Source organism: Rhizobium giardinii bv. giardinii H152 (assembly GCF_000379605.1).
In the GTDB taxonomy this organism is placed as follows: Bacteria; Pseudomonadota; Alphaproteobacteria; order Rhizobiales; family Rhizobiaceae; genus Pararhizobium; species Pararhizobium giardinii.
This window is the reverse complement of sequence record NZ_KB902578.1, coordinates 412,005-424,361: the sequence shown is the minus strand read 5'-3', so window position 1 is coordinate 424,361 and position 12,357 is coordinate 412,005. Positions and strand designations below refer to the sequence as shown.

Below are 12,357 nucleotides of genomic sequence, written 5' to 3'. Positions count from 1 at the left end.
AAATTGTCCCTGTGACATATCTTCTTGTTCAAGGGAATTGACGCAAGCATGCTTGCGCAGTATTTGAAGAATTATCCCGTGGTGATTTGGCCGGTCGGCTTGCAGCCACGTTAAACAAATAGCTAAAAAGGCCGGGTTCGAAACCGGCTTGCTTTTGCGGCCGGTTTTTTTGTTTGTGAAAGCGACGATCCGATGAGCAAAAACTGGCGCCCGGCAACACAGCTCGTTCATGGCGGCACGACCCGTTCGAACCACGGCGAAACCTCAGAAGCCATCTTCCTGACCCAGGGCTTCGTTTATGACAGCTCGGAAGCCGCCGAGGCGCGCTTCAAGGGCGAGACCGACGGCTTCATCTACGCCCGCTACGGCAGCCCGACCAACGACATGTTCGAACAGCGCATGTGCATGCTGGAAGGCGCAGAGGACGCGCGCGCCACGGCATCCGGCATGGCGGCAGTTTCGGCCGCTATTCTCTGCCAGCTCAAGGCCGGCGACCATATCGTCGCCGCCCGCGCCCTGTTCGGCTCCTGCCGCTGGGTGGTGGAGACGCTGGCGCCGAAATACGGCATCGAATGCACGCTGATCGACGGGCGCTTCCTCGAAAACTGGGAAAAGGCGGTCAAGCCGAACACCAAGGTGTTCTTCCTCGAGAGCCCGACCAATCCGACCCTGGAAGTGGTCGATATCGCCGGTGTTGCCAGGATCGCCAATGCGATCGGCGCCAAGGTGGTGGTCGACAACGTCTTTGCGACGCCGCTTCTGCAGAAGCCGCTGGAACTCGGCGCGCATATCGTCGTCTATTCCGCCACCAAGCACATCGACGGCCAAGGCCGCTGCCTCGGCGGCGTTATCCTCTCCGACAAGGAATGGATCAACGAACACCTGCACGATTATTTCCGCCACACCGGCCCGGCGCTGTCGCCGTTCAATGCCTGGACGCTGCTGAAGGGCATCGAGACCCTGCCGCTGCGCGTGCGCCAGCAGAGCGAGAACGCTTCGCGGGTCGCCGACTTCCTTGCCGAGCAGCCGCAGGTCGCCCGCGTGATCTATCCCGGCCGCAAGGATCATCCGCAGGCCGATATCATTTCCCGGCAGATGAAGGGCGGCTCGACGCTGGTGTGCTTCGAACTGAAGGGCGGCAAGGAAGCCGCCTTCGCGCTGCAGAATGCGCTCGACGTCGTGCTGATTTCCAACAATCTCGGCGACAGCAAGAGTCTGATCACCCATCCGGCGACGACGACGCACAAGAACCTGTCGGAGGAAGCCCGCGCCGAACTCGGCATTTCGCCGGGCACCGTGCGCTTCTCGGCCGGCATCGAAGACAGCGAAGACCTGATTGAGGATTTCGCCCGGGCGCTGAAAACCATCAGGGCCTGATTTCCGGCTTTTGTTGCGAACGCCCGCATCCGGCCGGATGCGGGCGTTTTTCATGCCTGCGTTTCAGCCCTGAAACGCGCCCGCGCCAACATGACGCGCGACAGCGCCGTGTAGAAGCAGACAAGGGAAAAGCCGATGGCGATCTCCGAAAACCAGTGCGGCAACAGGCAGAAGCCGAGGAAGACAAGACCGGTAGTGAAACAGAGCGATTTCACGCGCCGCGCCTCCGTGGCGAGGCCACCCTTCCCGGCCATGACGGCAAAGGCGAGACAGCTCGCGCCATTGATATAAAGAGACAGAAGCAGCAATCCGCCCGCTGCGCCGTTTTCATAGGGATCGGCCAGGATGAAGGCGAAGGGGATGAGGCCGTAGAAGGCGAAATCGAGGACGATATCGAGGAAGTCGCCGAAATCCGTGCGGTCAGTCGCACGTGCGACGGCGCCGTCCAGCCCATCACAGATCCGGCTTGCGCCGATCAGAACGAAGCCCCAGGCGAAAGCGTCGAGAACGATGGCAAGGGCGGCGGCCAATCCGAGCAGGAAGCCCGTGACCGCCACCGTGTTCGCGCCGATGCCGCGGCGCGCCAACGCCTGGCCGGCGTGATCGAGCCGGGGACCAAGTCGCCGCCTGAAGTGACCGTCGAGCATGCTGTGCCCTATCCTAACAGTTTACGCTGTCCATTATTCTTGACGAAACCATCTTGCTGTAGAATATCGCCGATAGACTTGAAAAGGGTTTGCATATGTACCGCGCGCTAACTCGCGATATCGAGGTGACCGTAGAGCCTTATTATCTGGAGGAGCAGTCCGATCCGGAGGACAGCCGCTATGTATGGGGCTACCGGATCCTGATCTCCAATTTTTCCGGCAAGACCGTGCGGCTGATGACGCGCTACTGGCACATTACCGACGAAAACGGCCAGGTAGACGAAGTCAACGGGCCGGGCGTCATCGGCGAGCAACCGGTTCTCAATCCCGGCGACACCTATGAATATTCGTCGGGCTGCCCGCTGGACACACCGTCGGGCGTGATGTTCGGCCATTATTCGATGGAAACACCGGATGGCGACATCTTCACGGTCGACATCCCCGCCTTTTCGCTGGATTCACCCGGCCAGGCCCGGACGTTGAACTAGAGCAGTCCCGTTCTTCTGCGAGAACGGAAATGCTCCGTCTCCTTGTCTCGACGCAATTCCGGCCGGCAAATCGTTTCGCACTGTTCCTGGGATTTGCTCCAGCCGCAGCCTGTTACTGCGGCTTCACTTCCGTTGCCTCGAAACGATAGGTCGTCGAGCAGAACTCGCACGTGACCGATACCATTCCGTCTTCGACCGCGTGATCGAGATCCTCCTGACTGAGGCTCGCCAGCACGTCGCGCAGCTTCTCTCGCGAACAGCTGCACCTGTCGTAAACGGCCTGGGGCGGATAGACCTTGACGCCGCGCTCATGGAACAGCCGGTAGAGCAACCGCTCGGTACCGACCGTCGGATCGGTCAGCTCATCGGCGTCGATGGTCTGGACCATGACGCTTGCCTCGTCCCAGAGATCATCGACTTCGAAGGCATTTTCACCGTTGTCGCCATCACCACCGTGAAGGTCCGCCTGGCGCATGCGCTCCGGCGCTTCCGGGAGGAACTGCGCAACCATGCCGCCCGCCCGCCACCGATGCCGCGGCTTGCCGTTCTCGTCGCGGTCGAGCAGTTCGGCGACGCCGAGGCGCACCTTGGTCGGGATCTGCTCCGACTGGCGGAAGTAGACGCCCGCGATTTCCTCGAGCGAAGCACCGTCGAGCGGCACGATGCCCTGATAACGCTGCGTATGCGCGCCCTGGTCGATGGTGAAGGCGAGAATGCCTTCCCCCAGCAGATGCTCCGGCTTGGTGAGGCCATTCTCTTCGGCGAGCGACAGGGCTTCCTCATCGTAGCGGGCATAGGCGCGCACCCGGTCGGGGGTCGAGAAGTCGGCTACGACCAGATCAACCGGACCGTTGCTTTTCGTCTGGACGATCAGCTTGCCATCGAATTTCAGCGACGTGCCGAGCAGCACCGTCAGCACCACCGTTTCGGCAACGAGACGGGCGACCGGCAGCGGATAATTGTGACGTTCGAGAATGGCGTCGAGCATCGGGCCGAGCTGGACGGCACGCCCGCGCACATCGAGGCCCTCCACCTGAAACGGCACGACATGATCGTCGCCGGCGAAATCGAATTGGCCGAGGCCTGGCATGGCTTCCGTCATCACTCTGCTCCTTAGCCCTCGGACATCGACCAGCCACAAAGGCCGGAGCCTATGACGACGCGATGTCCGATGCTCTTATTGATCCTGCGCAGGTCCGTTTTGTCCAGATCAGTGCTGAAAAAACGGCTGCTCGCTCTTCTCCACGCCACTGCGGATGAAAGAACGGAGGTTGGACTTCTGAACGCAGATCACCGGGCGAGGAGGCCTAAGCCCCCGCCGGTCACCCTATTGCAGCTTAGATCGTGTGCCGTGGTCCGGTTTTCAATATGTGCGGCGCAGATGCTCAGAGCGCGCCGAGGCACCAGGCCAGAACCGATTTTTGCGCATGCAGGCGGTTTTCCGCCTCGTCGAAGACGACCGACTGCTTGCCGTCGATCACGTCGTCCGTCACCTCCTCGCCGCGATGGGCGGGAAGGCAATGCATGAACAGCGCATCCTTGTCGGCCTTCGCCATCAGCGCTGCATTGACCTGGAACGGCTGGAATACATTGTGGCCACGCGCCCGATGCTCCTGATTCATCGACACCCAGGTGTCGGTGACGACGCAATGGGCACCTGCGACCGCCTGCTCGGCCTCGTGATAGAGCTTGATGTCGCCGCCATTATTGCGGGCCCAGTTGAGGATCCTGTCGTCCGGCTCGGAACCCAGCGGCACGGCCATGTTCATCCGATAGCCGAAACGCGCGGACCCTTCGACGAAGGAATGCAACACATTGTTGCCATCGCCGGTCCAGGCAATAGTCTTGCCCTTCACCGGACCTGCATGCTCCTCGAAGGTCATGATATCGGCCATGATCTGGCAGGGATGCGTCGTGTCCGTCAGGCCGTTGATCACCGGCACGGTCGCGTGCTCGGCCAGTTCCAGCAGGCGCGTGTGATCGGTCGTGCGGATCATGATGGCATCGACATAGCGCGACAGCACCTTGGCCGTGTCGCCGATGGTTTCGGCGCGGCCGAGCTGCATCTCGGTGCCGGAGAGGAACAAAGTCTCGCCGCCGAGCTGGCGCATGCCGACATCGAAGGAGACGCGCGTGCGGGTCGACGGTTTTTCGAAGATCATCGCCAGCATCTTGCCGGCAAGCGGTTTTTCCGCCGTGCCGGCCTTGGTGGCGGCCTTGCGGACCCGGGCATCGTCGATGATCGTCCGCAGGTCGCCTGTCGTCATGGCAGAAAGATCGAGAAAGTGTCTGGCCATTCTATTTCAAAGTCCTGTGTTTTCAGCTTGGGAAGGGGAACGTCGCTCAGGCCGAGGCCTTTCGTCGTTCCACCGTCAGCTGTTCGGCCGCGCGCTCGAGCCGCGACAGGCCTTCGCGGGCTTCTTCCGCCGTCGTCACCAGCGGCGGCAGCAGGCGGATGACGTTTTCACCGGCAGGCACGGCCAGGAGCCGCTCGGCGCGGATCGCCTTGAGCAGGTCCGCGGACGGTACCCTGGCCTTGATGCCGAGCATCAGGCCATCGCCGCGGATTTCCTCAATGATATCAGGGAACCGATCGGCAAGCGAGGCCAGCCCCTGGCGGAATACCAGCGCCACGTCGCGGACATGCTGCAGGAAGCCGTCGGCCAGCACGACGTCGAGGACGGCATTGCCGACGGCCATCGCCAGCGGATTGCCGCCATAGGTCGAGCCATGCGTACCAGCGACCATGCCCGACGCAGCCTCCGCCGTTGCAAGGCAGGCGCCGAGCGGGAAACCGCCGCCGATGCCCTTGGCAACCGCCATGATATCCGGCGTGATGCCTGCCCATTCGTAGGCAAACAGCTTGCCGGTCCGGCCGATGCCGCACTGGACCTCGTCGAGGATCAGAAGCAGGCCGTATTCGTCGCAGAGCGAGCGCAGTTCCTGCAGGAACTCCTTGGAGACCGTGCGAATGCCGCCCTCGCCCTGGATCGGCTCGATCAGGATCGCCGCGGTTTCCTCGGTGATGGCCCCCTTCACCGCGGGCATATCATTGAATGGCACCTGGTAGAAGCCCGGCGCCTTCGGGCCGAAGCCTTCGAGATACTTTGCCTGGCCGCCGGCGGCGATCGTCGCCAGCGTCCGGCCATGGAAGGCGCCTTCGAAGGTAATGATATGGAACTTTTCCGGGTGACCCTTGGAGAAGTGGTAGCGCCGCGCCGTCTTGATGGCGCATTCCAGTGCTTCCGCACCCGAATTGGTGAAAAACACCTTGTCGGCGAAGGTCGCCTCGGTCAGCCGGCGGCTGAGGCTTTCCTGTCCGGGAACCTCATAGAGATTGGAGAGATGCCAGACCTTGTCGGCCTGATCCTTCAGCGCCGAAACGAGGTGCGGATGGGCATGGCCGAGCGAGTTGACCGCAACGCCGGCGGCAAAATCGAGATAGCGGGTGCCATCCTCCGCAACCAGCCAGACGCCTTCGCCGCGCTCGAACCTTAGGGGCGCGCGGGCATATGTGTCGTAGAGCGGCGTGGCATCGGCCATGGCGCATGTCTCCTCAATCATCAAGTGATTGTTTCGGTTGGCTCAGCTCGGACTGTGGCCAGCCCTTAAAAAATCAAAATGCCGCCTCGCGGCGGCAAAATCACTATCTTCATTTCGCACCGCAATGTCAACAAAAGCCGGACATTTGCGGCAATTCGCGCCAACATCGCGGCATAGATTTTTTTGATCGGACACTCTTGCAAAAATGCCACGCACACCAAGCAAGTTGGGGAAAACTCGAAAATCGATTCGCTCGGATTCCTGGGACTCTTGTCAGCGAGTCCCCCTACCTCTACCTTAACAAACAATTACTAGAACGCATGCGGCGGACCTAGTCACCAAAAGAGTTATCGCGTTTCAACCTCGGCGCCTGTCCGGGGGTCGGTGGAGGATTCGACCATCACCAACGCTGTGAATGGAGAAAAGACCATGAACTGGACTGACGAGCGGGTCGAGAAACTCAAGAAGTTGTGGTCAGAAGGATTGAGCGCGAGCCAGATCGCCGCGCAGCTCGGCGGCGTCAGCCGAAACGCAGTCATCGGCAAGGTGCACCGGCTTTGCCTGCCCGGCCGCGCCAAGGCCGGCGGAAGTACGACGACCGCCACCCGCACCAAGCGTCCGGCAACGTCTGCGCCGCGTGCGCCGAACTATGCTGCGCGCATCGCCACCCGCACCGTGACGCGCACCACCGGCGCCACCGTCATGAAGGAAGAAATGGAAATCGACGCCGTCGAGGATCAGGACGTCGCGCCGGTCAGCAACGTGGTGGTGCCGATGTCCCGCCGCCTGGCGCTGACACAGCTCACCGACCGCACCTGCAAGTGGCCGATCGGCGATCCGATGAAGGACGAGTTTCATTTCTGCGGCAATGACTCGCCCGACACGTCGCCCTATTGCACCTTCCACGCAAAGCTGGCCTACCAGCCGTCCGGCGAGCGCCGCCGGGCTCGGTGAAGGCCGCGGACTACCGAACATGAAAAAGGGGCCAGCAGGCCCCTTTTTCATGTGTCACTCAATATACAATCAGCTCTCCAGGGAATAGCCGGCGCCGCGCACGGTGCGGATCACGTCCTGCATGTTGGAGAAGTTGAGCGCCTTGCGCAGACGACCGACATGCACGTCGACAGTGCGCTCGTCGACATAGATGTCGTGACCCCAGACGCCATCCAACAACTGAGAGCGCGAAAAGACGCGGCCGGGCGAGGCCATGAAGAATTCCAGCAGCCGGAACTCGGTCGGCCCAAGGCGGACTTCGCGGGTCTTGCGGTGGACGCGGTGGGTTTCGCGGTCGAGTTCGATATCGCCGCATTTCAGCAGCGTCGACAGCACCTCCGGCTTGGCGCGGCGCAGCATCGCCTTCACCCGGGCCATCAGCTCCGGCGTCGAGAACGGCTTGACCACATAATCGTCGGCACCGGTGGCAAGACCGCGAACCCGCTCGCTCTCTTCGCCGCGCGCCGTCAGCATGATGATCGGCAGGCGCTCGGTTTCGGAACGCTGGCGAAGCCGGCGGCACAACTCGATGCCGGAAACGCCCGGCAACATCCAATCGAGGATCAGGAGGTCCGGCAGGCGCTCCTGCAGGCGGATTTCGGCTTCGTCGCCGCGGTTAATCGTATCGACCTCAAACCCTTCGGCCTCGAGATTGTAGCGCAGGAGAACGCTCAGCGCCTCCTCGTCTTCGACAACGGCAATTCTTGGCAGCATGCGGTCTCAACTCCTTGACACCTTGCGCTCAACGCAAGGGGCTCGCCCGGCGGTCCAGAAGGCCGGCCGGGCAGTCAAATGTAAGAATTCACTTACGACGGCAGATCAATTGCCGATCGCGCCGACGGTGTTGGCAGTATCATCCTTCGGACGTTCACCAACCGGCTGGGCGCCAGTGGCCATATAGTAGATCGTCTCGGCGATGTTGGTGGCATGGTCGCCGATGCGCTCGATGTTCTTGGCGCAGAACAGGAGATGCGTGCACGGCGTGATGTTGCGCGGATCTTCCATCATGTAGGTCAGGAGTTCGCGAAACAGCGACGTGTAGATCGCATCGATCTCGTTGTCCCGCTCGCGGATGCTGTTGGCCTTTTCCGGCGAACGCGACGCATAGACGTCCAGTACTTCCTTGAGCTGCATCAGCGCAAGCTCGGCCAGGTGCTCCAGACCGCGGGCGAGCTGGCGCGGCAGGCTCGCGCTGGAAACCGCGATCACCCGCTTTGCCGTGTTCTTGCCGAGATCGCCGACGCGCTCGAGGTCGGCAGCGATGCGGATGGAACCCATGATCTCGCGTAGGTCGGCCGCCATCGGCTGGCGCTTGGCGATGGTGACGATCGCCTTCTCGCCGATCTGACGCTCGGCCTCGTCGAGGATGGTATCGTCAGAGATGACCTTCTGAGCAAGCGCAAGGTCGGCATTGACCAGCGCGCGCACGGATTCGGCGACCATCTGTTCGGCAAGGCCGCCCATCTCGGAAATGCGCCGTGTCAGGTATTTCAGGTCTTCGTCGTAGACGGAAACAATGTGCGTGGACATGATTGTTTTTCCTTCGTCACAATCCGGTTTCAAGGGCGCTGCCGTCTCACAATGGGAAACGGCGAGGACATATCGTCAGCCGAAGCGGCCCATGATGTAGTCCTGGGTGCGCTGGTCGTCCGGATTGGTGAACATCTTGTCGGTGTCGTTTTCCTCGACCAGATTGCCGAGATGGAACATGGCGGTGCGTTGCGAAACGCGTGCCGCCTGCTGCATCGAGTGGGTAACGATGACGATGGTGAAATTGGTGCGCAACTCGTGGATCAGTTCCTCGACCTTGGCGGTCGCGATCGGGTCGAGAGCCGAGCACGGCTCGTCCATCAGGATCACCTCAGGGCTGACGGCAACGGCGCGCGCAATGCACAGGCGCTGCTGCTGACCACCGGAGAGGCCGGTCCCCGGTTCATGCAGGCGGTCCTTCACCTCGTTCCAGAGGCCTGCCTTCTGCAGGCTCTGTTCGACGATCTGGTCGAAATCGGCCTTGGAGCGTGCCAGGCCATGGATCTTCGGGCCATAGGAGACGTTCTCGTAGATCGACTTCGGGAAGGGGTTCGGCTTCTGGAAGACCATGCCGACGCGGGCGCGCAGTTCGACGACGTCGATGGCCGGATCGTAGATATCCTCCTCGTCGAGCGTGATCTTGCCGGTCACACGGCAATTGTCGATCGTGTCGTTCATGCGGTTCAAGGTGCGCAGGAAGGTCGACTTGCCGCAGCCGGACGGGCCGATCAGAGCCGTTACCGTGTTTTCACGAACGTTGAGGTTCACGTCGAAAAGCGCTCGCTTCTCGCCGTAATAGACCGAAACGTCCTTGCCGATCATCTTGAAGGGAACAGCGTTCATTTTCTGATCCAGCGCCTTTTCAACTGCTGCTTCTGACATCATGTTCATGTTCTTACCTCACTACCAGCGACGCTCAAAGCGACGCCGCAACAGGATTGCGCCAAGGTTCATAACCACGAGGAAAATCAACAGAATGATGATCGCGCCCGAGGTCCGTTCGACAAATGCACGTTCGGCTTCATTGGCCCACATGTAGATCTGCACGGGCAACGCGGTAGACGGTTCCATCGGCGAACCGGGGAAATCGACAACGAAGGCCACCATGCCGATCAAGAGCAGCGGCGCCGTTTCGCCGAGCGCGTGCGCCAGACCGATGATCGTGCCGGTCAGCACGCCCGGCATGGCAAGCGGCAACACATGGTGGAAGATCGTCTGCATCTTCGAAGCGCCGAGACCAAGGGCAGCCGATCGGATCGACGGGGGCACCGCCTTCAGTGCCGCGCGGGTGGCGATGATGATCGTCGGCAGGGTCATCAATGTCAGGACGAGACCACCGACCAGCGCCGCCGAGCGCGGCATTCCGGCGAAATTGATGAAGATCGACAGGCCGAGCAGGCCGTAGACGATCGAGGGGACGGCAGCGAGGTTGTTGATGTTGACCTCGATGAGGTCCGTCAGCCGGTTCTTCGGCGCGAACTCTTCGAGGTAGATGGATGCGGCGACGCCGATCGGCAGCGCCAGGACAAGCACGATCAGCATCATGTAGAGCGAGCCGAGGGCTGCCACACCGATGCCGGCCGCTTCCGGTCGGCTCGATGCGCCGAAGGTGAAGATGCCCGTGTTGAAATCCTTCGTCATCGCGCCGCTGTCGGTCAGCGTCTTCATCCAGCCGATCTGCTGGTCGTTTACCTTGCGCTTGGATTCCTCGACTGCGAGATCGATCTGACCCTTGTTGGCGCTGTCGATGTTGCCTTCGGCAAGCAGCGACACGTTTACGGTCGTGCCGATCACCGAAGGATTGGCGATGACGATGTCACGCAGTTGCATGCGGGCGCTTGCGGACACCATTTCCGTGGCCTTCTTGACCTCGGCCCGGTTCTTCGGATCGATGCCGAGCGCCTTGACGAGGGCATCGCGCACCAGCAGCGGATAGTTGGCCGTCATCAGCTTGGACGGGTTTGCCGCGCGCTCGTTCTTCGGATCGATAACCTTTTCGGCAAACTCGATCGGCAGCGTGATCGTCGTCTGCTGAAAGGCCGTGTAGCCGTTCGAAATGACCGTCCAGAGAAGGACGAACAGGAAGAACAGGCCGGTCATGATCGCCACCATGCCATAGGCACGGAAGCGGCGCTCGGCGGCATAGCGGCGCTTGATGCCGATATCGCGTCTGGCTGCTGTGGGGCGCACGAAGGCGGGGGACGAAGAGGAAACGATCTCGGTCATTCGTACTGTTCCCGATATTTGCGCACAATGTAGAGTGCATAGATGTTGAGGCAGAGCGTGATGCAGAACAGCGTGATCCCGAGCGCGAAAGCCACCAGCGTCTGCGGCGAGTTGAACTCAAGGTCGCCGGTCAGCTGATTGACGATCTTGACGGTGACCGTCGTCATCGCCTCGAAGGGATTGAGTTGCATGCGCGCGGCAACGCCGGCGGCAAGCACCACGATCATGGTTTCACCGACGGCACGCGATGCGGTCAGAAGCAAGGCACCGACGATGCCCGGCAGCGCCGCCGGCAGGACGACCTTCTTGATCGTTTCCGACCGGGTGGCACCCAGCCCGAGCGAACCGTCGCGCAGGGCTCGCGGCACCTGGGTGATGATGTCGTCCGACAGCGAGGACACGAACGGGATCAGCATGATGCCCATGACGATACCGGCCGTAAGCACGCTCTGTGCCTGAATGAAGGAGACGTAGTTGCCCGTAATAAGACCATTCATCTGGGCGGAAATATCGCGCAGAAACGGTCCGACCGTGACCAGGGCGAAGAAGCCGTAGACGATGGTCGGGATGCCGGCGAGGATTTCCAGCAGCGGCTTGGCGATCGAGCGGACGGCAGGCCGGGCATATTCGGACATGTAGATCGCCGCGAAGAGGCCGATCGGCACGGCAAACAGCATCGCCACGAAAGCGATGTAGAGGGTGCCTGCCAGAAGCGGCAGCAGGCCGAACTGACCCTGCGTCGCCTCGCTGCCGGCTGCGGCGAAACGCGGATCCCAGACCGTACCGAAAAAGAAGCTGGCCGGCGAAACCGAATTGAAGAAGCGGATCGCTTCCGACAGCATCGAACCGACGATGCCGATCGTCGTCAGGATGGCGATTGACGAGGCGAGCATCAGGGTCCAGAGCATGACGCGCTCGACCTGATTGCGGGCGCGGAACGGCGCGGAGATGCCACGCAGCGCGAAGACGGCACCGGCAGCGGCGATCAGGAGAACCACGACCGCCATCAAGACGCGACTTGTCGCAGTCATCTGATTGAACTGCGCGGCGGATTTGATCATGTAGGCTTCGCCCTCGCCGGCGAGTGGAACACCTTTTGCGGCCAACACGTCGCGTAGATTGGCGGAGCCGTTGTTGAGCGCGGCCAATTCCGCATCATCCAGCAGATTCAAACCGTTGGCAACGGACTTCACCTGGCCGAGCGCGAGTTCGGCGGTTGCCGCACCCTGGCTGAGCACCGTTTCCGGGAGTGCGTTGCGCAGGCCGCTATCGATATAAGCGGGTGCAGCAATCGCCCAGACGGCAAGAACGATCACCGCAGGGATGATCGCGCAGATCGCTGCATAGGTGCCATGGTATCCAGGAAGGGAATGGAGAACCGAAAGCTTGCCGTTCGAGGTGGCAATAGCCCGGGAGCGTCCAGCGAGATACGCCGCAAACCCGACAATCATAATAAGCAAAAGAATAAGAGATGTGTTCATCTGCATGTCCCCCCGGCTTTGACAATCACTGAAAGCCGGCAAATCCGAACGCGGGAGGTCCGCCACGGCAAA

Annotated in this window: 12 protein-coding genes and 1 riboswitch; of the genes, 3 read left to right on the top strand and 9 right to left on the bottom strand. The window is 61.3% G+C overall.

All coding sequences use genetic code 11. The annotated features are described in order from the left end of the window. The first annotated feature begins 68 nt into the window (after positions 1 to 68). A riboswitch (SAM riboswitch) is annotated at positions 69 to 147 on the top strand. A 45-nt stretch (positions 148 to 192) separates the two neighbouring features. After that, complete coding sequence (locus A3AY_RS0102150; protein WP_018324033.1) at positions 193 to 1,377, top strand: O-succinylhomoserine sulfhydrylase; 1,185 nt, start codon at positions 193 to 195, stop codon at positions 1,375 to 1,377. Positions 1,378 to 1,427: 50 nt separating this feature from the next. Here A3AY_RS0102150 and A3AY_RS0102145 read toward each other — a convergent pair whose 3' ends face one another. Then, positions 1,428 to 2,024: a CDP-alcohol phosphatidyltransferase family protein gene (locus tag A3AY_RS0102145; RefSeq protein WP_018324032.1), complete on the bottom strand. Its 597-nt coding sequence runs from the start codon at positions 2,022 to 2,024 to the stop codon at positions 1,428 to 1,430. A 95-nt stretch (positions 2,025 to 2,119) separates the two neighbouring features. On the opposite strand from A3AY_RS0102145, the gene apaG reads away from it, so the two are divergent. Beyond that, positions 2,120 to 2,512 carry a Co2+/Mg2+ efflux protein ApaG gene (gene apaG, locus A3AY_RS0102140; protein WP_018324031.1) on the top strand — a complete coding sequence of 131 codons (393 nt, stop codon included), beginning with the start codon at positions 2,120 to 2,122 and terminating at the stop codon, positions 2,510 to 2,512. 112 nt (positions 2,513 to 2,624) lie between these two features. On the opposite strand, the gene A3AY_RS0102135 is transcribed toward apaG, so the two are convergent. The 3 genes from A3AY_RS0102135 to A3AY_RS0102125 form a co-directional block, all read right to left on the bottom strand. Beyond that, positions 2,625 to 3,614 carry an Hsp33 family molecular chaperone gene (locus tag A3AY_RS0102135; RefSeq protein ID WP_018324030.1) on the bottom strand — a complete coding sequence of 330 codons (990 nt, stop codon included), beginning with the start codon at positions 3,612 to 3,614 and terminating at the stop codon, positions 2,625 to 2,627. Between the two features lie 283 nt (positions 3,615 to 3,897). Next, on the bottom strand, positions 3,898 to 4,809 hold the full coding sequence (gene argF, locus A3AY_RS0102130) for an ornithine carbamoyltransferase (RefSeq protein ID WP_018324029.1): 912 nt from the start codon (positions 4,807 to 4,809) through the stop codon (positions 3,898 to 3,900). A 46-nt stretch (positions 4,810 to 4,855) separates the two neighbouring features. Then, positions 4,856 to 6,055 carry an aspartate aminotransferase family protein gene (locus A3AY_RS0102125; protein ID WP_018324028.1) on the bottom strand — a complete coding sequence of 400 codons (1,200 nt, stop codon included), beginning with the start codon at positions 6,053 to 6,055 and terminating at the stop codon, positions 4,856 to 4,858. Positions 6,056 to 6,484: 429 nt separating this feature from the next. On the opposite strand from A3AY_RS0102125, the gene A3AY_RS0102120 reads away from it, so the two are divergent. After that, positions 6,485 to 7,009: a GcrA family cell cycle regulator gene (locus A3AY_RS0102120; protein WP_018324026.1), complete on the top strand. Its 525-nt coding sequence runs from the start codon at positions 6,485 to 6,487 to the stop codon at positions 7,007 to 7,009. Positions 7,010 to 7,078: 69 nt separating this feature from the next. Here A3AY_RS0102120 and phoB read toward each other — a convergent pair whose 3' ends face one another. The 5 genes from phoB to pstC all read right to left on the bottom strand — a co-directional run bounded on the left by phoB (position 7,079) and on the right by pstC (position 12,285). Continuing rightward, a complete protein-coding gene (gene phoB, locus A3AY_RS0102115) occupies positions 7,079 to 7,762 on the bottom strand; it encodes a phosphate regulon transcriptional regulator PhoB (protein ID WP_018324025.1) in 684 nt (227 codons plus the stop codon). A gap of 105 nt (positions 7,763 to 7,867) precedes the next feature. Beyond that, a complete protein-coding gene (gene phoU / locus A3AY_RS0102110; protein ID WP_018324024.1) occupies positions 7,868 to 8,578 on the bottom strand; it encodes a phosphate signaling complex protein PhoU in 711 nt (236 codons plus the stop codon). 75 nt (positions 8,579 to 8,653) lie between these two features. Next, the gene (gene pstB, locus A3AY_RS0102105; protein WP_018324023.1) at positions 8,654 to 9,469 is read right to left on the bottom strand and encodes a phosphate ABC transporter ATP-binding protein PstB; all 816 of its coding nucleotides are present in this window, start codon (positions 9,467 to 9,469) and stop codon (positions 8,654 to 8,656) included. Positions 9,470 to 9,481: 12 nt separating this feature from the next. Next, a complete protein-coding gene (gene pstA, locus A3AY_RS0102100) occupies positions 9,482 to 10,804 on the bottom strand; it encodes a phosphate ABC transporter permease PstA (RefSeq protein WP_018324022.1) in 1,323 nt (440 codons plus the stop codon). Continuing rightward, entirely contained in the window at positions 10,801 to 12,285 is a 1,485-nt protein-coding gene (gene pstC / locus A3AY_RS0102095) for a phosphate ABC transporter permease subunit PstC (RefSeq protein WP_026203025.1), read from the bottom strand. The genes pstA and pstC overlap by 4 nt, the downstream gene beginning before the upstream one ends. Positions 12,286 to 12,357: the final 72 nt, after the last annotated feature.

What these genes read in the sequence shown, in the direction of transcription:
- phoU (WP_018324024.1), bottom strand. Translation starts at nt 8,578, where the DNA reads ATGTCCACGCACATTGTTTCCGTCTACGACGAAGACCTGAAATACCTG.
- pstA (WP_018324022.1), bottom strand. Translation starts at nt 10,804, where the DNA reads ATGACCGAGATCGTTTCCTCTTCGTCCCCCGCCTTCGTGCGCCCCACA.
- A3AY_RS0102120 (WP_018324026.1), top strand. Translation starts at nt 6,485, where the DNA reads ATGAACTGGACTGACGAGCGGGTCGAGAAACTCAAGAAGTTGTGGTCA.
- apaG (WP_018324031.1), top strand. Translation starts at nt 2,120, where the DNA reads ATGTACCGCGCGCTAACTCGCGATATCGAGGTGACCGTAGAGCCTTAT.
- A3AY_RS0102150 (WP_018324033.1), top strand. Translation starts at nt 193, where the DNA reads ATGAGCAAAAACTGGCGCCCGGCAACACAGCTCGTTCATGGCGGCACG.
- pstC (WP_026203025.1), bottom strand. Translation starts at nt 12,285, where the DNA reads ATGAACACATCTCTTATTCTTTTGCTTATTATGATTGTCGGGTTTGCG.
- pstB (WP_018324023.1), bottom strand. Translation starts at nt 9,469, where the DNA reads ATGAACATGATGTCAGAAGCAGCAGTTGAAAAGGCGCTGGATCAGAAA.
- phoB (WP_018324025.1), bottom strand. Translation starts at nt 7,762, where the DNA reads ATGCTGCCAAGAATTGCCGTTGTCGAAGACGAGGAGGCGCTGAGCGTT.
- A3AY_RS0102145 (WP_018324032.1), bottom strand. Translation starts at nt 2,024, where the DNA reads ATGCTCGACGGTCACTTCAGGCGGCGACTTGGTCCCCGGCTCGATCAC.
- argF (WP_018324029.1), bottom strand. Translation starts at nt 4,809, where the DNA reads ATGGCCAGACACTTTCTCGATCTTTCTGCCATGACGACAGGCGACCTG.
- A3AY_RS0102135 (WP_018324030.1), bottom strand. Translation starts at nt 3,614, where the DNA reads ATGACGGAAGCCATGCCAGGCCTCGGCCAATTCGATTTCGCCGGCGAC.
- A3AY_RS0102125 (WP_018324028.1), bottom strand. Translation starts at nt 6,055, where the DNA reads ATGGCCGATGCCACGCCGCTCTACGACACATATGCCCGCGCGCCCCTA.